At 75.7% G+C, this 24638-nt stretch carries 23 protein-coding genes; 13 read left to right on the plus strand and 10 right to left on the minus strand.

Annotated elements, in window-relative coordinates; all coding sequences use genetic code 11:
- Positions 1-10: 10 nt before the first annotated feature.
- Both ACWIX6_RS07140 and ACWIX6_RS07145 read right to left on the minus strand, forming a co-directional pair.
- A complete protein-coding gene (locus ACWIX6_RS07140) occupies positions 11-415 on the minus strand; it encodes a hypothetical protein (RefSeq protein ID WP_448616146.1) in 405 nt (134 codons plus the stop codon).
- Positions 416-521: 106 nt separating this feature from the next.
- On the minus strand, positions 522-1145 hold the full coding sequence (locus ACWIX6_RS07145; RefSeq protein ID WP_448616147.1) for a hypothetical protein: 624 nt from the start codon (positions 1143-1145) through the stop codon (positions 522-524).
- A 248-nt stretch (positions 1146-1393) separates the two neighbouring features.
- On the opposite strand from ACWIX6_RS07145, the gene ACWIX6_RS07150 reads away from it, so the two are divergent.
- Positions 1394-1789 carry a YybH family protein gene (locus ACWIX6_RS07150; RefSeq protein WP_448616148.1) on the plus strand — a complete coding sequence of 132 codons (396 nt, stop codon included), beginning with the start codon at positions 1394-1396 and terminating at the stop codon, positions 1787-1789.
- A gap of 6 nt (positions 1790-1795) precedes the next feature.
- Here ACWIX6_RS07150 and ACWIX6_RS07155 read toward each other — a convergent pair whose 3' ends face one another.
- The 7 genes from ACWIX6_RS07155 to ACWIX6_RS07185 form a co-directional block, all read right to left on the minus strand.
- A complete protein-coding gene (locus ACWIX6_RS07155) occupies positions 1796-2644 on the minus strand; it encodes a formate/nitrite transporter family protein (protein WP_448616149.1) in 849 nt (282 codons plus the stop codon).
- Positions 2645-2754: 110 nt separating this feature from the next.
- Positions 2755-4383, minus strand: coding sequence for a serine/threonine protein kinase (locus ACWIX6_RS07160; RefSeq protein ID WP_448616150.1), 1629 nt, complete (start codon positions 4381-4383; stop codon positions 2755-2757).
- 109 nt (positions 4384-4492) lie between these two features.
- A complete protein-coding gene (locus ACWIX6_RS07165; protein ID WP_448616151.1) occupies positions 4493-4978 on the minus strand; it encodes a hypothetical protein in 486 nt (161 codons plus the stop codon).
- Positions 4979-5112: 134 nt separating this feature from the next.
- The gene (locus ACWIX6_RS07170; protein WP_448616152.1) at positions 5113-5253 is read right to left on the minus strand and encodes a hypothetical protein; all 141 of its coding nucleotides are present in this window, start codon (positions 5251-5253) and stop codon (positions 5113-5115) included.
- Positions 5254-5414: 161 nt separating this feature from the next.
- Positions 5415-6038: an antibiotic biosynthesis monooxygenase gene (locus ACWIX6_RS07175; RefSeq protein ID WP_448616153.1), complete on the minus strand. Its 624-nt coding sequence runs from the start codon at positions 6036-6038 to the stop codon at positions 5415-5417.
- Between the two features lie 196 nt (positions 6039-6234).
- Entirely contained in the window at positions 6235-7113 is an 879-nt protein-coding gene (locus tag ACWIX6_RS07180) for a class F sortase (protein WP_448616154.1), read from the minus strand.
- Between the two features lie 77 nt (positions 7114-7190).
- A complete protein-coding gene (locus tag ACWIX6_RS07185) occupies positions 7191-7595 on the minus strand; it encodes a hypothetical protein (protein ID WP_448616155.1) in 405 nt (134 codons plus the stop codon).
- Positions 7596-7817: 222 nt separating this feature from the next.
- On the opposite strand from ACWIX6_RS07185, the gene ACWIX6_RS07190 reads away from it, so the two are divergent.
- From ACWIX6_RS07190 to ACWIX6_RS07245, 12 genes are all read left to right on the plus strand, one after another.
- Entirely contained in the window at positions 7818-9359 is a 1542-nt protein-coding gene (locus tag ACWIX6_RS07190) for a DUF4407 domain-containing protein (RefSeq protein WP_448616156.1), read from the plus strand.
- Positions 9360-9772: 413 nt separating this feature from the next.
- On the plus strand, positions 9773-10837 hold the full coding sequence (locus ACWIX6_RS07195) for a Gfo/Idh/MocA family protein (protein ID WP_448616157.1): 1065 nt from the start codon (positions 9773-9775) through the stop codon (positions 10835-10837).
- Positions 10838-10848: 11 nt separating this feature from the next.
- The gene (locus tag ACWIX6_RS07200; RefSeq protein WP_448616158.1) at positions 10849-12093 is read left to right on the plus strand and encodes a DegT/DnrJ/EryC1/StrS family aminotransferase; all 1245 of its coding nucleotides are present in this window, start codon (positions 10849-10851) and stop codon (positions 12091-12093) included.
- Positions 12083-12730, plus strand: coding sequence for a DapH/DapD/GlmU-related protein (locus tag ACWIX6_RS07205; RefSeq protein WP_448616159.1), 648 nt, complete (start codon positions 12083-12085; stop codon positions 12728-12730). The genes ACWIX6_RS07200 and ACWIX6_RS07205 overlap by 11 nt, the downstream gene beginning before the upstream one ends.
- Complete coding sequence (locus tag ACWIX6_RS07210) at positions 12727-13458, plus strand: sugar transferase (protein WP_448616160.1); 732 nt, start codon at positions 12727-12729, stop codon at positions 13456-13458. The genes ACWIX6_RS07205 and ACWIX6_RS07210 overlap by 4 nt, the downstream gene beginning before the upstream one ends.
- A complete protein-coding gene (gene murJ, locus ACWIX6_RS07215; protein ID WP_448616161.1) occupies positions 13455-15128 on the plus strand; it encodes a murein biosynthesis integral membrane protein MurJ in 1674 nt (557 codons plus the stop codon). The genes ACWIX6_RS07210 and murJ overlap by 4 nt, the downstream gene beginning before the upstream one ends.
- A complete protein-coding gene (locus ACWIX6_RS07220; protein ID WP_448616162.1) occupies positions 15125-16615 on the plus strand; it encodes a hypothetical protein in 1491 nt (496 codons plus the stop codon). Before murJ ends, ACWIX6_RS07220 begins: the two co-directional genes overlap by 4 nt.
- Before the next feature lie 2 nt (positions 16616-16617).
- Entirely contained in the window at positions 16618-18063 is a 1446-nt protein-coding gene (locus ACWIX6_RS07225) for a hypothetical protein (protein WP_448616163.1), read from the plus strand.
- Positions 18064-18101: 38 nt separating this feature from the next.
- The gene (locus tag ACWIX6_RS07230) at positions 18102-19325 is read left to right on the plus strand and encodes an FAD-dependent oxidoreductase (RefSeq protein ID WP_448616164.1); all 1224 of its coding nucleotides are present in this window, start codon (positions 18102-18104) and stop codon (positions 19323-19325) included.
- Positions 19322-20548 carry a carboxylate--amine ligase gene (locus tag ACWIX6_RS07235; RefSeq protein WP_448616165.1) on the plus strand — a complete coding sequence of 409 codons (1227 nt, stop codon included), beginning with the start codon at positions 19322-19324 and terminating at the stop codon, positions 20546-20548. Before ACWIX6_RS07230 ends, ACWIX6_RS07235 begins: the two co-directional genes overlap by 4 nt.
- Positions 20549-20579: 31 nt before the next feature.
- Positions 20580-22070 carry a hypothetical protein gene (locus tag ACWIX6_RS07240; RefSeq protein ID WP_448616166.1) on the plus strand — a complete coding sequence of 497 codons (1491 nt, stop codon included), beginning with the start codon at positions 20580-20582 and terminating at the stop codon, positions 22068-22070.
- Complete coding sequence (locus tag ACWIX6_RS07245) at positions 22067-23359, plus strand: glycosyltransferase family 4 protein (protein WP_448616167.1); 1293 nt, start codon at positions 22067-22069, stop codon at positions 23357-23359. Before ACWIX6_RS07240 ends, ACWIX6_RS07245 begins: the two co-directional genes overlap by 4 nt.
- A gap of 18 nt (positions 23360-23377) precedes the next feature.
- Here ACWIX6_RS07245 and ACWIX6_RS07250 read toward each other — a convergent pair whose 3' ends face one another.
- Positions 23378-24619: a glycoside hydrolase family 5 protein gene (locus ACWIX6_RS07250; protein ID WP_448616168.1), complete on the minus strand. Its 1242-nt coding sequence runs from the start codon at positions 24617-24619 to the stop codon at positions 23378-23380.
- Between the last annotated feature and the right edge of the window lie 19 nt (positions 24620-24638).

Here is a 24638-nt window from a genome sequence, read left to right on the forward strand (position 1 = left end):
AGGCCGGCGGTCAGCCGGCCTCGGCGAGCTCCTCCGGGACGGGCAGGCCGAGCAGGTCCAGCAGCCGGACGACGGTGTCCTCCACGACCTCGTCCTCGGGCTCGCCGGCGCCCTCCTCGGCGACCAGCGGCCGGAGCTCGTCGGCCTCGGGGGCCCGCCCCAGCGTCTGCGCCGCCCAGCCGACGAACGCGTCGACCTCCGCGGGCACGTCCACCGGCTGGCTGGCCTCGGGGTCGGCGAAGAAGTCGCGCGGCTGGTGCCCGAGGTAGAAGCGGCCCAGCCCGGGCGGCGCGGGGCGGTAGTCGATGGTGGCGATGTCGCTGTCGTGCACGTCGACCACCAGTTCGGGGCCCGCGCCGCTGCTGCGCTGCTGCCACTGGCCGTCGCGGAAGATGAAGGTGCCGAAGTAGCCCACGGCCCCAGCTTGCCCGTCGGCGGTCCGGTCGTCGGTCAGGCCCCTCCGGCGGGTCGCGGGTCGGGCGCGCCTGTGCCGCCGTCCCGGTCGGTGGCGGGGCCCGGGGTCAGGCCATCTCGGGCACCCGCAGGTGGGCCAGCACCAGGTCGAACTCGGCGACCTCGAGGACCTGCACGCCGGTCATGTGCGCGTACTCCTGCCGCATGGCGGCGACCTGCCGGCTCGACCGGGTCATGGCCGCGCGGCTGCTGTAGCCCACCGCGGTGGCGGACCGGCCGGTGGCCCGGTCGACGAGCTGGCTGACGCTGCAGAAGCCGGGCACGTCCTCCAGCTCCGGGACCATGCTGTAGGTGAAGACGTCGAGGTCGCGGTCCAGGTGCTCGGGCGACGTCAGGCCCCAGGTGACCCGCGCGCAGGCGCCGTCCCCGGTCGGCCGGGTCCGGTGCACCCGGGCGATCTCCCAGCAGGAGACGTCGGGGGAGCCGCCGAGCACCTCGGCGACCCGGTCGGGCAGCGCGCTGACGCCGTCGTCGTCCGCCCGGTGTCCCGCCTCCTCCCCGGTCCAGGCGGTGGTGACGATGCACCGGCCGGTGTCCCGGTCGGCGAGCATGGACAGCCCGATGCACCCCCGGGCGTCCCGCAGCGCCGGCCAGACGTCGTCGCGCACCCGGGCGATGCCGTCGTCCACCGCGTGCGGAGCGCCCCGGACGGTGGTGGTCCTGGCGTACATGCCGGCTCCTCCCCCAGCGGGCGGCACCCCCGGCGGCGTCGCCGTGCGGACCACTGTGCGCGCTGTGGAGGACCGGCAGCAAGCCCTCGCCGGGCGGCGGGTCCGGACCCGCCGCACCAGGGTGGTGACCCGGCGGAGCAGCCGGACGCCGGCCGACGCTGCGTGGACCCCGGGTGGCCCTGGAGTGCTTGACCGCGCCGGTCCGGCGGCGCGACGCTGGACCATCCGCGCAGCCTGGGGAGGCCATGATGAGCCGCAGCGACGTCGACGCCCTCAACGCCACGTTCGTGCAGGGGTTGCAGAAGGGCGACGCCGCGATGGTGGCGTCGGTCTACGGCCCCGGTGCGCGCCTGATGCCGCCGGGCATGGACACCCTCACCGGTCCGGCGATCGAGCAGTTCTGGCAGGGCGCCGTGGACTCCGGGCTGACCGACGGGTCGCTGGACACCGTGTCGTTCGAGGAGCACGGCGACGTCGCGGTCGAGGAGGGCACCTACACCATGCAGGTCGGCGGGGAGGTGGTCGACCACGGGAAGTACGTCGTGGTGCACCGCCGCCAGGACGACGGGTCGTGGCGGTTCGACGTGGACATCTGGAACTCCAGCCGGCCGGTGGCGGACCCGACGGCGCAGCAGGCCGGCTGACCCCGGTCAGGCGCGCTCGGCGGGCTCGGCCTGCTTCGCTGCCTCGGAGTCCGGCTGGTCCTTCAGGAACAGGTACCAGTAGGACGTCGCGACGAAGACGACGGCGCCCACCAGGTTGCCCAGCCCGGCGAAGAGCCAGTTCAGCAGGGTGTCGCCCCAGGTGATGTCCGGGACGCCGGCGAACATGGCCGCCGGCAGGAAGAACATGTTGGCCACGACGTGGTCGAAGCCCATCGCCACGAACGCCATGATCGGGAAGAAGATCGCCAGGATCTTGCCCGAGACGCTCGTGGAGGCCAGGGACATCCACACCGCCAGGCAGACCAGCCAGTTGCAGCCGACGCCGCGCAGGAAGACCTGCCAGTGGGTCTCACCCGTGGCCTTGGCCCCGGCGATCGCGGTCAACCGCTCGAACGTCAACCCGGGGCTGCCGACCTCGCCGGCGTGCCCGATGACGCCGGTCTGGACGGCGAGGAAGAAGGCGACGAAGAGCGCGCCCAGCAGGTTGCCGATCAGCACCAGGGTGAGGTTCTTGCCGACGTCGCCCAGCGTGATCTTGCCGCGCATGGCGCCGAGCGGGACCAGCATCATGTTGCCGGTGGCCAGGTCCGAGCCGGCGATGAGCACCAGCACCAGGCCGAGGGTGAAGGCCGCGCCCATGAACAGCGTGGGCAGCGTGCCCCAGGTGGCGGGTTCCAGGCCGGAGGAGACGGTGATGGCGACGAGGGCGCCGAAGGAGATGTAGGCACCGGCGAGGAAGGAGCTGACCAGCACCCGGTCCCAGCTCCGGTGGGTCTTCTTCGCGCCGGTCTGGACGGCGACCTGGGCCATCTCCTGTGGTTCGCGCGCGGTCATGGTGACTCCCCGGGGCGTCGCGTCGACGGTCACCAGGAGTCTGCGCGGACGGCGCGGTGCCCGCAGCTCCAGCCGGTCCCGTTCCGTTCAGCCGCCCAGCAGCGCCGCGGTCAGTCGTCGTCCTTGTCGCGCTTCCGCTGCTCCTCCTTCTTCTTCTCCTTCTCCTCCTGCTTCCGCTCCTCCTCGGTCTGCTGGTCCTCGGTCGGCTCGGGCTCCTCGGTCGGCTCCGCGGTCGGCTCGGGCGTCGGCTCCGGCGTGGGGGGCGGTGGCGGGGGCGGCGGCGCGACGGCGTGCGTGACGGTGATCGGGCTTCCCGGCGCCAGCTCCCCGACCGGGTCGACGGCGATGACCTGGCCGTCCGGGACGTCGCCGGTCTGCAGCGGGCGCAGCGTGACCGCCAGCCCGAACACCGACAGCTCGGACTGCACCACCGACACCGGCCGGCCGACGTAGTTGCCGGCGACGACGAGCACCCGCGGGACGGCGGTGGTCGTCGGCGCGGTGGTCGGCGCAGTCGTCGTCACGGCCGTCGCGTCGGAGGCGGGGTCGGCGGCTCCGAAGGTCCGCACCACCCCGAAGACGATGGCCGCGACCGCGAGCACCGCGATCAGCGGCAGCAGCAGCCGGCGGCGGGAGCGCTCGCCGGGGTCCTCGGCCGGGACCTCGTCGTCCGGCGGGCCGACCGGCGGGCCGGGCCGCCCCCCGGCCGGCCGGTCGGTCGGCTGCACGGGCAGCAGCGCGGTCGCCGGCATCGCCGGGGCGGCCGCGGGCAGCGCGCTGGTCGCCGCCACCCGAGTCGCCGCTGCCGGCGGCACGGTGGGCGGCGCGGTGGGCGGCACGGTGGGCGGCGCGGGGGGCGGCGCGGCCACGGGGAGGGGCACCGGCGGAGCGGCGGGCGGCCGGCCGGCGCGGGTGTCCTCGATCGCGGCGCGGAAGGCGGCGCCGTCGGGGAAGCGCTGTGCCGGGTCCTTGGCCATGGCCCGCTCGACCAGCTGCCGCACGCCGGCGGGGACGTCGTCGGGCAGCGGTTCAGGGGACTCGCTGATCTGCTTGAGCGCGATCTGCACCGAGTTGTCGCCGCTGAAGGCCCGGCGGCCGGCCAGGCACTCGTAGGCGACGACGCCCAGGGAGTACACGTCGCTGGCCGCGTTGGCGCGGACGCCCTGCGCCTGCTCGGGGGAGAGGTACTGCGCCGTCCCGATGACCTGCCCGGTCTGGGTGAGCGGCACGCTGGACGCCGACCAGGCGGCACCGAAGTCGGTGATCTTCACCCGGCCGTCCCGGGCGACCAGCAGGTTGCCGGGCTTGATGTCGCGGTGCACCACGCCGATCGCGTGCGCGGCGGCCAGCCCGGCGGCGGCCTGCTGCAGCACGTCCAGGGCGCGCTCGGGGCGCAGCCGGCGCTCGCGGCCGAGCAGGGCGGACAGCGTCTCGCCGTCCACCAGCTCCATCACCAGGTAGGCCAGGTGCTCACCGGTGTCGGACTCGGCGGGCAGCACCTCGCCGTAGTCGAACAGCGTGGCGATGTTCGGGTGGTGCAGCTGGGCGGTGTGCTGGGCCTCGGCGCGGAAGCGGGCGAGGAAGTCGGGGTCCCCGGTGTACTCGCTGCGCAGCACCTTGACCGCGACGTCGCGGTGCAGCCGGGTGTCCCGGGCCCGCCAGACCTGGCCCATGCCGCCGGTGGCGATCAGGGAGACCAGGTCGTAGCGACCGCCGAAGGTGCGGCCCTTCGGCTCCACGACGTCCTCCTGACCTCGGGCCGGCAGAGCGCCGTCCGGTTCGGTCCACCATCCCATCAGGGCGACGGGCGGGCAGCCGAGCCGACACCCCGGGGGGTGACGGGTGGGGTCAGGCGGCCTTCTGGACGGGGATCTCGGCGGTGACGGCGTCGGCCAGGACCAGCACGCGGCCCTCGTCGAGCACCTCGCGGTCGCCGACCTGGAGCAGCTCGGTGCCCGGCTCCTCGAAGGTGGCGACGGGCAGCTCGGTGGCGGTCGGGGCCTCGGCGACGACGTCCGTCGGCAGCATCGCCCGCTCGTCGTCCGGCAGGACGACGGCGGGCTCGGCGACGGCGGGCTCGTCGACCGGTACCTCGACCGGCTCGGCGGCCGCGACGGCGAGCACGGGCTCAGGAGCCGGCACGGCGGTGCCGACCGGCTCGGCGAGCGCCGCGGCCAACAGGGTCGGCGCGGACGGCACCGGCGGCGTCGACCAGGCCTGGGACAGGAAGGCCACGTGGGCCATGCCGTCGTCGTAGATGGCCGTGATGGCGATCAGGCACTCGGCGGCCCGGTCCTCGACCGAGACGTCCTCGTTCAACCGGAGAGTGGTCACGGCTGACTTCTCGGCAGGCCGGACCCCGACCGGTACCACGTGGCGGGTGAGAAATCCGCGCTCGCTCCTGTTCCGCTGTCGGCTGTCGTCGCGCCGGCGCTTGCCGAGGCGCCGCCGACCGGCCGGACCGCCGCTCAGCCGGTGGGCAGTCCGGTGGGCCAGCCGGGCTGGTCGACCGCCTCCTGCTCACGCAGTTCGACGTACCGCCACAGCTTGGCGCTCAACACGACCACGGCGAGCGACGCCAGCAGGGCCCACACCGTCAACGCCCACATCCACCAGTCCACCGGATCCCCCGTCTCGTGTGACGGGTCCCACAGTGCGGCCGGCTGCGGCCCCGGCACACGCCCTGGCCGGGGTCGGTCACCCGGACGGGTCGGTGGGTGACCGGGCGGGCCGGCCGGCACGCCGGGCGCGCGCCGGCCGGGGTGGCGCCTCACGCCATCTCGGGCACCCGCAGGTGGTGGATCACCAGGTCGAACTCGGCGAGCTCGGTGATCTCGGAGTCCATCGCCCGGGTGAACTCGTCCCGCATCGCCCGGCCCGGGTCGCGGGACCGCTGCAGGGCGTCGCGGTCGTCGTAGGTCACCGCCGTCACGGCCTTGCCCATCTGCCGGTCGACCAGGAGGCTGACGCTGCAGAAGCCCGGCAGCTCGTCCATCCGCGGCAGCAGGGACATCCGGAAGGCGTCGACGATGTCGCCCATCCGTTCGGGGGCGGCGTCGGTCCAGATCACCCGGGCGGCGGCGCCGTCGCCGGCGTGGTGGGCGCGGTGCAGCACCGCGATCTCCCACTCGGCGACGTCGACGGCCTCGGCGCGCAGGGCCTCGGCCGCTCCGCGCCGCAGGTCCTTGACGTCCTCCGCGGCGGCGCGCATCGCCTCGTCGGTGGCCCAGGCGGCGGTCACGATGCACCGCCCGGCGTCCCGGTCGGCGAGCATCGACATCCCGACGCAGCCGCTCATCCGCTGCAGCGTCGGCCAGACGGTGTCGCGCACGTGGGCGATGCCCTCCTCGACGGCCCGCGGGTCGCCGCGCACGGTGGTGGTCCTGGCGTACATGCCAGTGCTCCTCCCTGGCGGCGCCCCGGCGGCGTCGCCGCGACCGCCGATCGTCCTCGCCCGGCCGGGTCCCCAGCTGCCCCGCTGCCCCGGTCGGCGGCGGGGATGGCGCGTTCGGACGCGGCGCAGGCCGCCGAGCACCCTCCGGCGCCGACCGGTCGCGGGGCGACGCTGCGTCACCGGGACCCACGGTCGGTCAGGCGGTGGCCACCAGCCGGGCGAAGACGACGACGTTCAGCTCGTAGTCGCCGGTGTCCTCGTCGAACCCGCCACCGCAGGTGATCAGCCGCAGCCCGGCGTGGTCGAGGTCGCCGTAGACCGCGTCGGCCGGGAAGGCGTCCTTGTCGTGCTCCTCGACCCGCTCCACGGCGAACGTGGCCACGGCGCCGTCGGCCCGCTCGACGACCACCTGGTCGCCGGGCAGCAGCTCGTCCAGCCCGGCGAAGGCGCCGGCCTCGCCGTCCCAGTCGACGTGCCCGGCCAGCACGGCCGGCCCGAGCTGGCCCGGGGTGGGGCTGCGGTCGTACCAGCCCACCGCCTCGGCACCGGAGGGCACCTCCATCGTCCCGTCGTCCCGCAGGCCCAGGTGCACCACCTCGGAGGTGGCGCCGAGCGCGGGGACCCGCACCCGGACCGGGTCGGCGGCGGGCAGCAGCAGCGGGGGCGCCGGCGCGGGTACCGGCCCCGGGGCGGGCGGGACGGCGGCCGGCGGGACGGTGGCGGGTGCGGCGACCACCACGACCGGCACGTCGAGCCGGACCGGCGCCGAGCCGTCCCCCGGGAGGACGACGACCGACGCCACCCCCGCGGCCGCGAGCAGCCCCGAGGTGGCGGCCCAGGCGCGGGCGGCGTGCGGCCGGGGTGTCCGGGGCGCCTGGGACCGGTGCCGGGCGGGCGCCGCCGGGCGCGGGGCGGCGGTCCGGCCGGTGGCCGCGCGCGGGGACCGCCCCCGGGACCGGTCGTAGCGGGTGACCCGCGGCCGGTCCGGGCCCGGCAGCTCCACCCCGGGCGGGACCGGGGCGGGCCGACCGGAGGGCGGCGGCGGGGGCGGGGGATAGGCCCCGGTGATGCGCACGGGACCACCCGCCGGGGTCCCGGCGAGGGGACCGGGGCGGGTGGTCCCGGGTGCGCGGTGCTGCACGGGGGTCGGCGTCAGGCGCGCGAGCTGCGGCGGGCGGCCACCGCGGCGCCGGCGGCACCGGCCAGGGCCAGGCCGCCGAGGGCGTAGGGCAGCACGCCGTCGTCGGTCGCCGCGCTGCCGTCGCCGGCGGCCACGGCCCCGACCGGGCGGGTGGACACCTGCGCCGTCCCGAGCACCGTGTTGTCCTCGGTGGTGGCGGTGGCGCCCCCGCCGGGCAGGGTCTCGCAGGCGACGCCGTCGTCGTCGGAGTCGAGGTCGTTCGGGTCGCCCGGCGTCGCGGCCAAGGCGGCCTGGGCGTCGGCCTGGGTGGCGAAGTCCGCGCAGTCCAGGTCGGCCGCGGTGGCCGTGCCGGGGATGCCGAGGGACAGCCCGGCGGCGAACAGGACGCCGGCTGCTGCGGTGGTGCGAGGACGCATGGGAGCTCCCGAGGTGGTGCGGTGCGGTCCTCGTCACCCTCGCTCCGCCCGCCGCGTTTCGGTCCCGCCCGCACGCAGCGTGTTGTGACGGGTGTGACGGATGGGGTTGGCAGCTTGTGTGGCCGGTACGGCTCCGGCCGGACGGGTCGCGCCCGGGGCGGTACCGCCGCGGGCCCCGGCAGCCGATGGCTGAGCTGACCGACCCAGCGAGAGGACGTACGCATGAGGGCCCGCACCCGTTCCTCGGGCGACCGGCTGGCGGTGCTCGCCGGCGCCCGGCTCGACCTGCTCGGTGTGGCGCCCGGCGCGCGCGCCAAGTTCGTCGCGCTCGGCGGCGTGCTGCTGAGCACCGGAGCGCTGGCGGCGCTGTCCGCGGCGTTCGCCGTGCACGTGGCGCTGGGCGCGCCCTGGCCGGTGGCCTGGCTGATCGGCCTGGGCTGGGGCGTCGTCATCGTCAACCTGGACCGGATGCTGCTGGTCGGCATGGCGCACGACCCGTCGTGGGTGCGGAACGCCGCCCTGGCCGTGCCGCGGATCGCCCTCGCGGCCGTGCTCGGCACGGTCATCTCCACGCCGCTGACGCTGCAGGTCTTCGACAGGGAGATCGAGGCGACGATGGTGACCCTGCAGGCCGAGGCCGCGCAGGAGTTCACCGCCGAGCTGGACGCCGACGCCCGGTACACCCGGATCCCGACGCTGCGCCAGCAGGTCGCCGACGAGCAGGTCGTGATCGCCGGCGGGGGCAGCGCCGACCCGAACGCCGATCCACGGGTCGCCGCGGCGCAGGCCGAGCGGGACGGCAAGCAGGCCGCGTACGAGGCGGCGCAGGCACGTTCCGCGGAGCTGGACGCCCGGGCCCAGTGCGAGCTCGACGGCAGCTGCGGGTCCGGCGACGCCGGGGTCGGCGACGCGTACGTGGCCGCCGCGGCCGCCGCCGCCGACCAGGCGGGCGTGCGGGACGCGGCGAAGGCCGACCTGGACGCCGCCGAGGCGGAGCTGGCCCAGGCGCGGACGACGGCCGGTGCGGCCGCCGCGGACGCCGACCGGCGCAGCGTCGCCCAGGCCGAGGCCGACCTGGTCACCGACTCCGCGGAGCTGGCCCGGCTGACCGAGGCGCGCAACGCCGAGCAGGCCGCGTTCGAGGTGCAGAACGCCGAGAGCACCGGGATCCTCGCCCGGCTGGAGGCGATGAGCCGGCTCTCCGACGACCGCCCGCTGCTGGGCACCGCGCACCTGATGCTCTTCCTGCTCTTCCTCAGCATCGAGATCCTGCCGGTGCTGATGAAGGTGATGCTGAACTTCGCCGCGCCCACCGCCTACGACCGGCTGGTGCTGCTGCGCGACGAGGAGGAGGTCGACGGGGAGCAGATCCGCCGGGAGGGACGGCGCCGGGCGCAGCAGGCGCGGGCCGACCTGGTGGTGGCGGCCGAGACCGACCGGATGGCCCGGGAGATCCTCGACCGGGAGATCGCCGCCCGCGACGAGGCGGCGCGTGTCGCGGCCCGCCGGGCCCAGGAGGGACCGGTGGCCCGGTTCCTGCGCAGGCGGGCCGGCCGGGCGATGGACGCCCTGCGACCCTCCCGGGTCGCGGTCCGGACCGAGCAGCCGGCCGACGAGCTCGACTTCCGGGTGGACACCGGCGAGCTGGAGCGCCTGATGGCCTCCGGCCGGCCGGTCGCCGAGGGCCGCCGGAGCGGGCGCCCGCCGGTGCCGGCGCCCCGGCCCCGGCACGAGGACGTGCTGGTCGGCGACGCCGAGCGCTGATCCCCGACGACGACGCCCCCCTCCCGCATCCGCGGGAGGGGGGCGTCCGTCGTCCGGTGGGCGGCTCCTCGTCCCGTGGGGGCGTCCGCCGATCGATGCCGGGCAATCGGTGACGCTGCGTCATCAGCCGTGGGCGAACCGGCGCACGGGTGGAGCGGACCAGAGAATTCCGGAACTAAACAGGACGTGAGGTCTGGACAGCGGCCCGCCCGCGTTCCAAGCTGTGTCCTGCCTGGCAGAGGTCCCGCGGCGTAGGGGGACGGTCAGTGACGGGGGGGACGAGTCCGGGGCGAGCGACGTGCTCGCGAGGGACGCTCTGCAGACATCACTGTGGTTGGCGCGCTCACGCCTGGTGACGGGTGTCCGGCGTGCCAGCACGACACATCCGCATCTCATGTGCTGCGAGGACCGTGATGAAGAGCTGTCCTGCCCCTCGTGTCGGCGTCGTGGGCGTCGGCTACTGGGGGCCCAAACACGTCCGTGTGCTGCAGACCCTCGACCACGTGGAGTCCGTCGCCGTCATCGACACCCGGGAGGACCGCCTCCGGCCCCTGGTGCGCAGCTTTCCCTCCGTCCGTCCCTACCCCAGCCTCGAGGCCGCCCTCCCGGACGTCGACGCCGTCGTCGTCTCCACGCCCCCGAGCACCCATCTCCCCATCGCGCTCGAGGCACTGGCCGCCGGCAAGCACGTGCTGGTCGAGAAGCCCCTGGCGACGAGCAGCGCCGCGGGCCAGCAGCTGGTCGACGAGGCCGACCGGCAGGGCGTCGTGCTCATGGTCGGGCACACGTTCGAGTACAACACCGCGGTCCTGCGGCTGCGTGAGCTGGTGCAGAGCGGCGAGCTCGGGGACCTCTTCTACATCGACAGCTGCCGCCTGAACCTCGGCCTGTACCAGAACGACGTCAACGTCATCTGGGACCTGGCCCCGCACGACATCTCGATCATCAACCTGCTGATGGAGCGGCCGCCGTCCGCCGTGCAGGCGTGGGGCTCCCGGCACGCACACCACAGGTTCGAGGACGTCGCGTACCTGCGGCTGACCTACGACGACATCGGCCTGTCGGCGCACGTCCACGTCAGCTGGCTGGACCCGTGCAAGGTGCGCCGGGTGACGGTCGTCGGCAGCCGGAAGATGGCCGTCTACAACGACCTGGCCGCCGAGGAGCGGATCCGCGTCCACGACAAGAGCGTGAGCTGCCCGGTCGGTGACCCGGACCTGACCCAGCCCCCGATGTCCTACCGGTACGGCGACATCACGTCCCCCTACGTCCCCGACGCCGAGCCGCTCGCCGTGCAGGACGGCCACTTCGTCGACTGCATCCGGAGCGGCACCCGCAGCCGTTCGGACGGGCACAGCGGTCTGGCGGTCGTGCGGGTCCTCGAGGCCGCACAGGCGTCCCTGGTCAGCGGCCGGCCGACGTCCCTGGTGGAGCGGGCACCGGCGGTCCCGGGTCCGCGCCAGGCGATCGCGGTGTGAGGGCGGCCGTCATGAGGACACCCACGGAGGACGGCGGGGCCGGGACGGCACCCACCCGGGGAGCCGACCTCGGGGAGCCCGCCCCGCCGGGTGCGCGGAGCCGGGTGGTGACCCCGCGGCCGGCGTCGGTCCACCGGGTCCCCTTCGCCGACCTGGCCCCGATGACCCAGGAGGTGCGTCAGGAGGTGGAGGCCTCCTTCGCACGCGTGCTCGACTCCGGGCGCTTCATCGGTGGCGAGGTCGTCGAGCGGTTCGAGCACGACTGGGCCGCCTACTGCCGGACACGCCAGGCGGTGGGCGTGGGCAACGGGACCGACGCCCTGCAGCTCGCCCTCCGCGGCCTGGGGATCGGCCCGGGGGACGAGGTGGTGGTCCCCGCGAACAGCTTCGTGGCGACCGTGGAGGCGGTGGTGCTGGCCGGGGCGACCCCGCGCTTCGCCGACGTCGCCCCGGACAGCCTGCTGATGAGCGCGGCCACGCTGGAGGCCGCGCTCACCCCGCGGACCCGCGCCGTCATCGTGGTGCACCTGTACGGCCAGGTCGCCGACATGGACGCCGTCGGACGGGTGGCCGCGGCCTCCGGGCTCGTCGTCGTCGAGGACGCGGCCCAGGCCCACGGCGCGACGTGGCGCGGCCGGCCCGCCGGGTCACTGGGCCACGCCGGGTGCTTCAGCTTCTACCCCGGCAAGAACCTCGGCGCCTTCGGGGACGCCGGTGCCGTCGTCACCGACGACGAGCACCTGGCCCGCCGGATCCGGTCCATGCGTGACCACGGCCGCGCCCCCGGTTCCCACTACGAGCACCCGTTGCCCGGGACGAACAGCCGGATGGACGCCCTTCAGGCGGCTGTCCTCTCCGTGAAGCTGCCGCGGCTGGCGGGCTGGACGGCAGCCCGGCGGGCCCGCGCGGAGCAGTACCGGAGGGAGCTCGCCGGGGGACCGGTGCGGCTCGTCGACGACCTCTCCGGGGGTGGGCACGTGTACCACCTGCTGGTCGCCCGGGTGGCCGCCCGGGACCGGGTGCGGGCGGCGCTCGCCGCGGCCGGCATCGAGACGTCGTTGCACTACCCGACGCCGAGCCACCTGCAGCCGCCCTACGCCGGATGGGCGGACGGGCCCCTGCCGGTGACCGAGGCGGCGGCGGCGCAGATCCTCTCCCTCCCGATGTACCCGCACCTGACGACGGCACAGGTCACCCGGGTCTGCGACGTGCTCGGCGCCGTCGTCGCCGGAGAGGTGGCCGACCATGTCGCCTGAGGCCGACGTCGGCCCGGGACTGGAGGCCGATCCGCACGTCCTCCTGGGTTACGCCCCGGGCCGGCCGGTCGCCGAGCGGCTGGTCCTGGGCCCGGACGCCCGCCTGCGCAGCGGCAGCGTCGTCTACCGGGGGTCCTGCATCGGCGCGCGGTTCGAGACCGGGCACAACGTCGTCGTCCGCGAGCAGTGCCGGATCGGGGACGACGTGTCGGTCTGGAGCGGCTCGGTCATCGACTACGGCTGCCGCATCGGGAACTCGGTCAAGATCCACGCCAACTGCTACGTCGCACAGTTCACCGAGATCGGCGACGGGGCGTTCCTCGCCCCCGGGGTCACGATCGCCAACGACCTCTATCCCGGCTCCGCGGCCTCGGAGGAGGTCATGTCCGGGCCGCACATCGGCGCCGGAGCGCACATCGGGGTGAACGTGACCATCCTGCCGTTCGTCCGCATCGGTGCCGGGGCGCTCGTGGGCGCCGGTGCCACCGTCACCCGTGACCTGCCCGAACGCTGCGTCGCCTTTGGCAACCCGGCGACCGTCCGCAGCTGGGTCGACCAGCTGGCGGCGGTGGAGTCCCGCGTGGAGGCCGACGGGACCTCCGCCGCCCGCTTCCGCCTGGCCCGGGGTCGACGGTGACCCTGCACCTCCCGGACCTGCCGCCGGCCGGGGTCGTCCGCCTCGCCGGGCACCCGCGCGCCGCGGGCCCGGCGGCGGCCACCGCGGCCGTCGACGGCCCCTGGCAGCGGGCCGTCCGGCGCGCGCTCGACCTGCTGGTGGGGGGCCTGCTGGTCGTCCTGCTCGCACCGGGGATGGCGGCCATCGCCGTCCTCGTCCGGTGCACCTCGCGTGGCCCGGCGCTGTTCCGGCAGGTGCGCCTCGGGCAGCACGGGCGGCCCTTCGTGATGCTCAAGTTCCGGACCATGCACGTCGACGCGGACGACCGGCTGCACCGCGAGTACGTGCGCGGGCTGCTGACCGAGCCGGCAGTGGCCGGACGCGGCCCCGACGGGCTCTACAAGCTGGTGGACGACCCGCGCATCACGCCAGTGGGCCGCTGGCTGCGCACCTCCAGCCTCGACGAGCTGCCGCAGCTGTTCAACGTGCTGCGGGGGGACATGTCCCTGGTCGGGCCCAGGCCGGTGCTGCCCTGGGAGGCCGCGCTCTTCAGTCCCCGGCACAGCACCCGGTTCCGGGTGCGTCCCGGGATCACCGGGCTGTGGCAGACCAGCGGCCGCAACCGGTTGAGCATGACCGAGGCCCTGGACCTCGACGTCGCGTACGTCCAGCGACGGTCGCTGCTCACGGACCTGGCGATCCTGCTGCGCACGATCCCGGTGGTGCTGGGACGGGAGGGCGTCCGGTGAGCCCCGTCGGACGCGCCGGCCCCGCGGCGCCGGACCGGGACGACGGGGAGGAGCCGGCCGCCGGAGCGGCCCGGGACTCCCTCCGGATCGCCGGGTGGACGCTGGTCAGCCGCGTCACCGGCGTGCTCCGGGTCGCGGCCATCGGTGCGGTCCTGGGGCCGACCCTGCTGGGCAACACCTTCCTGTTCACCAACGCGCTGCCCAACCTCGTCTACTACGGCTTCCTGGCCGGTTCGCTCCTGTCCTCGCTCCTGGTACCCGCCCTGGTCGGGCCGATGGACAGCGGTGACCGGCTCGCCTCCGAGCGGATCGCCGGTGCCTTCCTCGGCGTCACCGTCGCAGCCGTGGGGATGGCCGCCTGCGCGGCGGTGCTGGCCGGCCCGCTGCTCCTGCGGCTGGGCGCACTCGGGACGCAGGCCGAGGCGGTGGGCGCCGCGCAGGAGCGGGTCGGGCGCCTGCTGCTCCTGCTGCTGATCCCGCAGGTGGTGCTCTACGCGCTGATCGGCGCCTCCACCGCGGTCATGAACGCCCGGCGGCGCTTCGCCCTGGCCGCCGCGGCCCCGGCCCTGGAGAACCTGGGCATCCTGGCCGTGCTGGGGGCGACGGCGCTCCTGTTCCCGGCGGTGCGCGACATCGGTGCCGTCCCCGGTCCGCTGCTGGTGCTGCTGGGCGCCGGGACGACGGCGGCCGTCGCCCTGCACGCCGGGGTCCAGTGGTGGGGAGCCCGGCGGGCGGGCACCACCCTCCGGCCCCGGGCCGGGTGGCGGGACCCCGCCGTGACGGCCCTCGTCCGCCGGGCGCTGCCGGCCATCGCCCTGGCCGCCGTCGGGGCGCTGCAGCTGCTCACCGTGCTGGTCCTGGCCAACCGGGTGGCCGGCGGTGTCGTGGCGGTCCAGCTGGCGCTGAACGTCCACTACTTCGTCATCGCCCTCGGCGCGACCCCGGTCGCCCTCTCCCTGCTGCCACGGCTGAGCCGGCTGTCGTCGGCGGAGTCGTTCCGGGAGGTCCTGGGGCGCGGCGTCGCCCTGGTGCTGTTCGTGACCGTGCCCGCGGCGGCCGGCTGTGCGCTGCTCGCCCGCCCCCTGGCCGAGCTGCTGGCGGTGGGCCGGATGGGCTCGGCCGCCGCCGTCGCGCTCGTGGCGACGACCGTGGCGGCCCTGGCGGCCGGCACGGTCGGCGAGGGCCTCTTCCAGGTGCTCTCGTTCGCCAGCTACGCCCGCGGGGACACCCGGGCGCCGCTGCGGGCCATGGTGGTCCAGGCCGGCACCTTCCTCACCCTGGCCAGCAGCGTCCTGGTCGTCGGCCCGCCACGGGTGCCGCTGGTGCTGGGTGCGTCGTTCGCGGTGGCCCACCTGGTCGGTGCGGGACACCTCGCCCTGGCCCTGCGGCGGGAGCTGGGGACGCTGGGCGGGCAGCCGTCCGCCTGCCTGCGGCGGGTCCTCGCCGCCACCGCGCTGATGGCCGCCCCGGTGTGGGCGGCCGCCACGCTGGTGCCGCGGTGGGTCGACGGTCGGGCCGGTTCGCTGCTCGCCGCGGCCGCGGCGGCCACCCTGGGCGCCGCCGTCTTCCTGCTCCTGCAGGGCTGGTGGCGGGCCCCCGAGCTGGCCTGGGTGACCCGGGGGACGCTCGGCCCGCGGCGCCGGACGGCGACGATCGGCGGTGCGCCGTGACGTCGCGCCTGCTGGTGGCACCGGCCACTCCGCCCGACGGCGGGTGGGATGTCGGGGTCCTGACCGGCCGGTCCCCGTGGCGCGCCACCGTGGAGCCCGGCGTCCTCGTGGCGGCCGGCCTGGCGGGGGCGGCGGCGGTGTACCGACCGGTCCCGGTGCTGGCCGGCTGCCTGGTGACCGGGCTCGCCGCCCTGGTCTGGGCGCGCCCGGCGCTGGCCGCGTACCTGCTCATCGGCGTCACCCCGCTGGTCGCCGGCATCGACCGGGGCGTGGCCGTCCCGTTCCTGCGGCCCAACGAGGCGCTGGAGCTGGTCCTGGGCGCCACCCTGGCGCTGCGCTGGCTGGTCCGGCTCCGGTCCGGGCAGGTGCGGCCCGCGCGGCCGGACACCGTCGAGCTGGCCCTCCTGCTGCTGGCCGTCACCAGCTCGGTCACCCCGCTGGCGACCATGGCGCTCCGGGGGCAGACCATCACCGCCGACGACCTGTTCCACAGCCTGGTGCTGTGGAAGCTCCTCGGCGTCTACCTCGTCGTCCGGATCGCCGTCCGGGGGGAGCGGGAGGTCCGCACCTGCCTGCTGGTGTCCGCCGGCGCCGCCTGCGTGGTCGCGGTCGTGGGCGTCCTGCAGGGCCTGGACCTGCTCGGCGTCCGGGGCTTCCTGGCCGAGTACTACGCCCCGTTCGGTGACGCGGCGGCGATCATCGCCGTCCCGCGCGGCGGGTCCACGCTCTCCCTGCCGGCCGCGACCGCGGACCTCATGGTGCTGAACCTGGCGGTGGTCACGGCGCTCTGGCTCCGGGAGCGGCGCTCTCCCCTGCTGTTCGGCGCCGTCGTGGGCCTGTACGTGGTGGGGACCCTGGCGGCCGGTGAGTTCTCCAGCGCCATCGGCCTGGTGGTGGGCATGGTCGCGCTGGCGCTCGTCACCGGCTCGCTCGCGCTGCTGGGCTTCTTCGGCCTGCTCGTGGCGACCGGGGCGGTCCTGGTGTGGCCGGTGATCGCCGAGCGGCTGGAGGGCTTCTCGCACGCCTCGGGGATGCCGGCCAGCTGGGTGGGCCGGCTGCACAACCTCGAGACGTACTTCTGGCCCCAGCTGGCCTCGCCGGGCAACGTCCTGCTGGGGGTCCGGCCGAGTGCGCGGGTGCCCGTGGCGGGCCAGGCGACCGGCTGGGTGTGGATCGAGAGCGGCTACACCTGGCTGCTGTGGGGCGGCGGCGTCCCGCTGCTCGGGAGCTTCCTGTTCCTGACCTGGGTGGTCGTCCGGCGCGCCTGGACGGTCGCCCGGGCGCGCCCGGACGCCGTCGGCGCGGCCGCGACCGCGGTCTTCGTCGGGGTCGTCGTGATCGCCCTGCTGATGGCCTTCGACCCGCACGTGACCTACCGCGGGTCGGCCGACGCGTTCTTCGCGTTGATCGCGCTCACCGCCGCAGGCCGGCCGCGTCGCCGGTGCCCGGCGGGTCTCCGGAAGTCCCAGGGTGAGGAGCTGATGTGAAGGTGCCGACGTACCCCGCCCCGCTCGGGGCGCCGCACGACCGCTCCCTGCTGGCGGTGCACGCACGCTGGGTCCTCACGGTCACGATGGTGGCCGTCCTGAGCGCGTGCGCGCTGTCGTGGGCGCTCACGGACCCCGTCTACCGGTCCGAGGCCCGGGTGCTGGTCAACGCAGCCCTCACCCCCGGTGGGGCACCCCTGCCGCCGGACATGGAGACCGAACGCGAGGTGGCCGTCTCCCGTGCGGTCACCGGCGAGGCGGCCGGGGGGACGGGGACGACGCCCCGGTACCTCGAGCGGCGGCTGAGCACCTCGGTCCCGGCGGACAGCACGGTGCTGGTGCTGGAGTACACCGACGACACGGCCGAGACGGCCCGGGACCGGGCGCAGGCGGTCGCCGACGCCTACCTCGCCTTCCGCGCCCCACAGGCGGCCCTGCTCAGCCCCGCGTCGCTGCCCCGCTCCGCGGTCGGGCCGGACTACCTGCTCAACGGCGGCGCCGGGCTCGTGGTCGGGCTGCTGGTCGGCCTGGGTAGTGCGCTGCTGCGCGACCGCCTCGACGACACCGTCCGCGGGACACGGGACCTGGCCGACGCGGGTCTCGCGTTGCTGGCCCCCGTCCCCGTGGCGCCGGGTCCCGGCGGCGGGCGGCTCCCGGTCCTCGACCACCCCGACCCGCCGGGCGCCGAGGCGTACCGGCTGCTGGGCCGGAAGCTCAGCCGCGCGGCCGGTCCCCAGCACCGGGCTCCCTCGGTCACGGTCGTGACCAGCGCCGTCGGCGACGACGGCGCCGCGGCCGTGGTCGCCGGCACCGGCATCGCCCTGGCGCTCGGCGGAACGGCGGTCCTGCTGGTCGACGGCGACCTCCGCGACCCGCGGCTGGCCGAGCTCCTCGACGTCGCACCGGGCGCCGGCCTCGGCGGCGTCCTGACCGGGGCGGTCCCGCTGGGCGATGCGGTGCAGGGGACACCGGTCCCGGGCCTGCGGCTGCTGCCGGCGGGGGAGGCCCTGGCGCAGGCCCCGGGTGACGTCCTCACCGAGCGCCCCCTGCGGGAGCTGCTCGACCGGGTCCCCCCCGACGTCGGGCACGTCCTCGTCCGGACACCTCCCCTGCTGACCGCCGCCGAGACCGCGACGATGGCCGACCACGCCCACCGGGTCGTGGTGGCGGCCACCGCGGGGCGCACCAGGCGCCGGGACCTCCGCGCCGCGGTGGACGAGCTCCGGGACGCCGGGGCCCCGGTGCTGGGTGCCGTGCTCTCCGTCCCCGGGTCCCGACGGGACGGGGGCCGCGACGGGCGGCCTCCCGGGGTCCCGGCCGGGGCGGTCGACCACCCGCGAGAGGGGTCCGCCGTCCCGGACGGCGAGCGCCCGTCCACACCGCTGCCGGGCCCCTCCCGGCGTGACCGCCAGTCCGCCCCCGGGGCCGTCGCGACCTCGGGTGACTGATCCCGTCCGACGATCGACCACGAACAGGAGAGAGAGCCATGTCAGATGTCGATGTCGCGGTGCTCGGCGCGGGGCCACACGGCCTGGCGGCGACGGCACACCTGCGACGCGCGGGGGTCGACGTCCACGTCGTGGGCGACCCGATGTCGTTCTGGCGCACGATGCCGGCGGGGATGGTGCTGCGCTCCAACTGGACGGCGACGTGCATCGCCGAGTACCAGGGACCGCTGTCGCTGGACTCCTACTGCGCGGCCACCGGCGCCTCGTTCGGCACCCCTGTCCCGCTGCAGGAGTTCCTGGACTACGGCGTCTGGGTGCAGCAGCAGGTCGCCCCGGACGTCGACGACCGGGTCGTGCAGCGGCTCGAGCCCGACGGCGACGGGTTCGTGCTGCACCCGTCCGAGGGTGACCCGGTCCGCGCCCGCCGGGTGGTGGTCGCCGCCGGCATCGCGCCGTTCGTCCACCGGCCGGCCGTGGCCGACGGTCTGCCGGCGGACCTGGTGTCGCACACCGCCGACCACCGGGACCTGTCCCGGTTCGCCGGGCGCCGGGTGCTGGTGGTGGGCGGCGGCCAGAGCGCGCTGGAGTCCGCCGCCCTCCTGCACGAGGCGGGAGCCGACGTCGAGGTCGCCGTCCGCCGGGACCACCTGACCTGGCTGCACGGCGGCAAGTACCACCGCATGCTGGGCCGCGGGGCCAAGCTGGTCTACGCGCCGACGGACGTCGGCCCGATGGGGCTGTCCCGGGTCGTGGCCGTCCCCGACCTGTTCCGCCGGCTGCCCCGGTCGGTCCAGGACCCGGCCGCCCACCGGGCGATCCGTCCAGCGGGCGCCGCCTGGCTCCTGCCCCGGCTCCGGGACGTGCCGATCCGCCTGTCCACCACCGTGGAGGAGCTGACCCCGGTCGGGGACCGGGTGCGCGCGCACCTGTCCACCGGTGACCGGCCGACGGTCGACCACGTCCTCTTCGGCACCGGCTACCGGGTCGACGTGACCCGCTACCCCTTCCTCGCCCCGGCCCTGGCGGAGCGGCTCGAGCGCGTCGGCGGGTACCCGGTGCTGCGCCGGGGGCTGGAGTCGTCGGTGCCCCGGCTGCACGTCGTCGGGGCGCCGGCCGCCTGGAGCTTCGGGCCGATCATGCGGTTCGTGGCCGGCGGGTGGTACGGCGCGCAGGCCGTGACGCGCCGGGTCACCGAGCTGGACACCCGGGGGCGCCGGCCGGTCCGCGCGACGCGGCCTCCGGCCCGCACCCAGGCGGCGTGACCGTGACCTCGGCCCTGGCCCGGCGAGCGGCCACCCCGCGCAGGGCGGGGGGACGCCCGCCCGGGTCCGGGGCCGTCGTCATCGGCGGCGACCACCAGGGGCTCGGCGTCGCCCGCAGCCTGGGGCGGCACGGGGTGCCGGTGTGCGTGGTCGACGACGAACCGTCCATCGCCACGAGCTCCCGGTACACCTCGCACCGGGTGCGGGTGGACGACCTGCGCACCCCCGAGGCGACCCTCGAGGCGCTGGAGGTGGCGCGGCACCGGTTCGGCCTGGAGGGCTGGGTCCTCTACCCGACACGGGACGAGACCGTCGCCGCGCTCGCCGCCCACCGCGAGGAGCTCGCCCGGTGGTTCCGGGTGCCCACGCCGCCGTGGGCCTGCATCCAGCAGGCCTGGGACAAGCGCCGCACCCACCGCCTCGCCCAGGAGCTGTCGATCCCGGCCCCGCGCACCTGGTGCCCGGCCACGGAGGCCGACCTGGCGGAGGTCGACACGACCGTGCCGCTGGTGGTGAAGCCGGCGATCAAGGAGCACTTCTTCTACAGCACCGGCGTGAAGGGGTGGCGGGTCGGCAGCCGGGCCGAACTGGTCGACGCCTTCCGGCGCGGCACCTCCGTGGTCGGCGCGGACGGCGAGCTCCTGGTCCAGGAGATGGTCCCCGGCGACGCCGGCCAGCGGGCGTTCTGCGCCTTCTTCAAGGACGGTGCCGCGGTGGCGAGCATGACGGTCGCACGGCACCGGCAGCACCCGAGCGACCTCGGCCGGGCCAGCACCTACGTCGAGACCGTCGACGCGCCGGAGCTGGCGGAGCCGTCGGTGCGGCTGCTCGCGCACATCGGCTACTACGGGCTGGTGGAGGTCGAGTACAAGGTCGACCCGCGCGACGGCGTCCCCAAGCTCCTCGACGTCAACGCCAGGACGTGGGGGTACCACACGCTGGGGCAGGCGGCGGGCGTGGACTTCCCGTACCTGCTCCACCAGGACCAGCTCGGGCACCAGGTGGCCCCCGTCCGGGCCCGGGAAGGCGTCCGGTGGATCCGGCTGGTGACCGACGTGCCCAACGCCGTCCGTGACCTGCGGCGGGGGCGGCTCGACCTGCGGCAGTACCTGTCCTCCCTGCGCGGGGTGGACGTCGAGGCCGTCCTGTCGCTGCGCGACCCACTGCCCGCCCTGCACGAGCTGGCGCTGCTGCCCTACCTGGCCCTCCGACGGGGACTGTGACCGATCACCACCGACGGCCGGGAGGTCCGCCGTGCTGCACGCCTCGCACCGCTCCCTCTTCCTCGACTACCACCGGGTGCCCTACCGGGTGTCGGCCGGCCCCGTCGGGCCGACGGCGGCCTCCCTGCCCTTCCTCGGGCGGCTGACCGCGGCGGCCGGTGCGGCCGACGGCACCCCGGCGCTCGTCTGGCCCCGGGCCGACGCCCAGGACCAGTTCCGCGGCACGGCCCGTCTGGGCAGACACCGCCTGGGGAACTCGTGGCTCGTGGGCCACGTCGTCCCCGAGGCCGCCGCTGTCCGCTGGCTGGCGCGGATCGGCCGCGGCTGGCGACCCGTCCACCAGGTGCGCGACCCCCGCGGAGCGCACGTCTCCTCGGTGTGGCGGGACGAGACCGGCAGCGTCTTCCTCCCCTTCGACATCGACGAGGTGATGCTGACCCTGTGGTCCGAGCGCTACCGGGAGGTCGAGCGGTCACGCGCGGCAGCCGGGGCCAGGGCCGCGCTGCTGCGGGGGTACTACCTGGTCAAGCCGGTGGTCCCGCGTTCGACGCAGCTCGCCCTCCGGCGGGGTTTCACCCGGGTCCAGGAGCAGGCGGACTTCCCGCGGTGGCCCGTGGAGGACAGCCTGCACGACCTCTACGACTGGCTGCTCTCCGTCCTGGCCGACGTCTCCGGCGCTCCGCTCCCGTCCCTCGCGCCGTGGCCGGGCGGCCGGTCCTGGGCGCTGGTCCTCACCCACGACGTGGAGACCGAGACCGGGTACCGGACTCTGCACCTGCTGCGCGACCCGGAGCGGGCGGCCGGGTTCCGCTCCTCGTGGAACTTCGTCCCCGAGCGCTACGACGTCGACCCGTCCGTGCTGCAGCGGCTCCGGGACGAGGGGTGTGAGGTGGGCGTCCACGGCCTGCGCCACGACGGGCGCGACCTCGGGTCGGAGACGTTGTTGCAGCAACGGCTGCCGGCCATCCGCTCGTACGCCGACCGATGGCAGGCGGTCGGGTTCCGCTCCCCGGCCACCCAGCGCGTCTGGGAGTGGATGCCCCGGCTGGGGTTCGACTACGACTCCTCCTACACCGACACCGACCCCTACGAGCCCCAGCCGGGCGGCTGCTGCAGCCACCTCCCGTTCCCCAACGGGGACCAGGTCGAGCTGCCGATCACCCTGCCGCAGGACCACACCCTCTTCGCCGTCCTCCAGCACGCCGACGGCCGGGTGTGGCTGGACAAGGCCCGGCACCTGCGCGACCGGGGAGGGATGGCGCTCGTCCTGGCCCATCCCGACTACGCGTCGGACCCGCGGGTCCTGTCCGCCTGGTGCGCCCTCCTCGAGGAGTTCCGGGACGACGCGACGATGTGGCACGCCCTCCCGCGCGAGGTCGTCGACTGGTGGCGGCGGCGGGCCGCGTCGTCGGTCCGCGCGGACGGCAGCGGCTGGCGGGTCGACGGGCCGGCCGCGCCGGACGCCACGGTCCGCCTCACCGTGCCCGGCGCCTCGCTGCGGGTCCCGGGAGCGGTGTCGTGAGCACGGACGTGCCGGCCGGCGACCCCGCTCCGCACGTGCTGGTGGTGGTCGAGAACGTCGCCCTCGGCATCGACATCCGGGTCCGCAAGCAGGTCCGGGACCTGCTCGACGCCGGCTACCGGGTCTCCGTCATCACCCGGTCGGCCCCGGAGAACGAGGAGTACCGGCGCCTGGCCGGGCTGCGGGTCCACGACTACCCGTCCCCGGCCGAGCCCCGCGGGCTCCTCGGGTACGTCCGGGAGTACGGGGTGTCCCTCGCCTGGGCCACGGCCCACTCGCTGCGGGTCCGGCTGCGCGGCCCGGTCGACGTGCTGCAGCTCTGCCAGCCGCCGGACGTCTACTTCCCGCTGGCCCGGCTGCTCCAGCTCCTCGGTGCGGCGGTCGTGGTCGACCAGCGGGACCTGATGCCCGAGCTCCTGGGCAAGCGGGTGGAACGCAGCCTGCCCGTGGTGGCCGCCGTCCTCCGCTGGCTGGAGCGACGGACCCAGCGGGTGGCGGAGGAGACCATCTGCGTGAACGACTACCTGCGCGACCGGTTGGTCGGGGCCGGCGGCCGTCCCGAGCGGGTGACGATCGTGCGGAACGGGCCCGTCCTCGCCCGGGTGCGCGCGGCCGTCCCGGACGGGTCGCTGCGGGGCGGGGCCACGCACCTGTGCTGCTGGGTGGGGAAGATGGGCCGGCAGGACCGGCTGGACCTGGTGGTCGACGTGGTGGACCACGTCGTCCACCAGATGGGGGTCCGCGACGTCCGGTTCGTCGTCCTGGGCGACGGGGAGTGCCTGGAGGAGGCCCGCAGTGCCGCGACCGGGCGCGGGCTGGACCCGTGGCTGTCCTTCCCCGGCTGGCTGCCCGAGCGCGACGTGTTCACGCACCTGGCCACGGCGGACGTCGGGATCGACGCCTCGCTCCAGCAGGAGGTCTCCCCGGTCAAGGTGCTGGAGTACATGGCCTTCGGCGTCCCCTTCGTGTCGTTCGACCTGGTGGAGACCGCGGCGATCGGAGCCGGTGCCGGCGTCCTCGTCCCCCCGGGGGACGTCGCCGCGCTGGCGCGGGCACTGGTCTCGCTGCTCGGCGACCCGGAGCGCCGGGCCGCCCTGGCGCGGACCGGGCGGGAACGGGTGCGGGACGAGCTGGCCTGGGAGCACCAGGCCACGAGGTACCTGGCGGTCGTGGACCGCGCGCGGGACCGCGCCCGGGACCGCGGACGCCGGCGGAGGGACGCCCGCCGGCCGCAGCCCGCGCCGGAGGCCACGCCCTCCGGGGCGGCCACGGGACGTCGCGGCGCGTGAGACGGGGGACGGCGGCCCTCAGGGGCCGTTGCGCCGGAGCCTGGCCTGCACCTGCTCGCCCCAGATCGCGGTGGGCGTGCCCTGGGCGTCGGAGATGAGCGCGTAGCAGTCCCCCCAGGCGTTCCAGGACCAGGCCGCGTAGCCGGCGCCATGGGCGTCCAGCCAGTCCAGGATCTCGTCGGAGAACTCAGTGCCCTGGATGTCGTCCGCCGGGCACTCCTCACCCGGCTCTCGGACCCGGTCCCCGGTGTCCGGGCCGACCTCACCGGCGAAGAGCGGGACCTCCGCCACCACCTCGGCCAGCACGGTGTCGTAGCACGCCAGGTCCCTGCAGTAGCGGTTGTACGAGTAGTTGTGGAAGGAGGCGATGAGGTTGCCCCGTGGGTCGTCGGGCACGAACTCCAGCCACCGGTCCAGCACCTCCGCCCAGTGGATGCCGCCCAGGGCGATGACGTTGGCCGCCCCGGTGCTGCGGATCGTCCGGACGATCTCGTCCATGCCGGCGGCGGTGTAGGTCTGCCCACCGTTCTGGGAGGTCAGCTCGCAGCCCCCGTCACGCCAGCACTCCCACGCCCGTTGGCTGCTCGACTCCCCGAACGGCCACGGCTCGTTGAACGCGTCGAAGACCACGCCGGTGTCCTCGCGGTAGGCGGTGGCCACCTCGCGCCAGAAGTCCAGGCTGTGGTCCCGGTCCGGCATCTGCTCCTGCTGCACCGAGCGCGCCGTGCCGGGGGCCGAGCGGTGCAGGTCGAGGACGACGACGAAGCCGCGGTCCCGGAGCAGCTGCACGTAGTTGCGGATCGCGGCCTGGTACCGCGCCCCGCCGTTCGCCTGCCGCACGCCGATCCCCAGCCAGCACTGCTCGTTGAGGGGGACGCGGACGGTGTTGGCGCCGGTCCACCGGGCCATCCGGTCGACCATGGCCGGGAGCCCGCGGGTGCCCCGGGAGTCGGGCCCGTCGAAGATCCCCCATCCCTCGATGCAGGCGTACTCGGTGCCGGACACGTTGAAGCCGAGCAGCCGGACGGGGTCGCCGTCCTGGTCGATGACCTGGTTGCCCTGGACGCTCAGCGCCGTGATGGGCCCTCCACCGGTGTCCGGGTCGGCCGGGGTGGGACCCTGCGCCGACCCCGGAGGCTCTGCCGGCGAGCCGTCCCCGGGTGTCCGGGTCAGGGCGAGGCCGAGTCCCAGGAGTGCCACGCCGGTCACCAGGACCGAGGCGGCGACGACCCAGCGGGCGGCCGAGGAGGTGGCGGACACCGGTCCCCTGCGTCCGGGC

The sequence above is a fragment of the Modestobacter sp. URMC 112 genome, assembly GCF_053502575.1.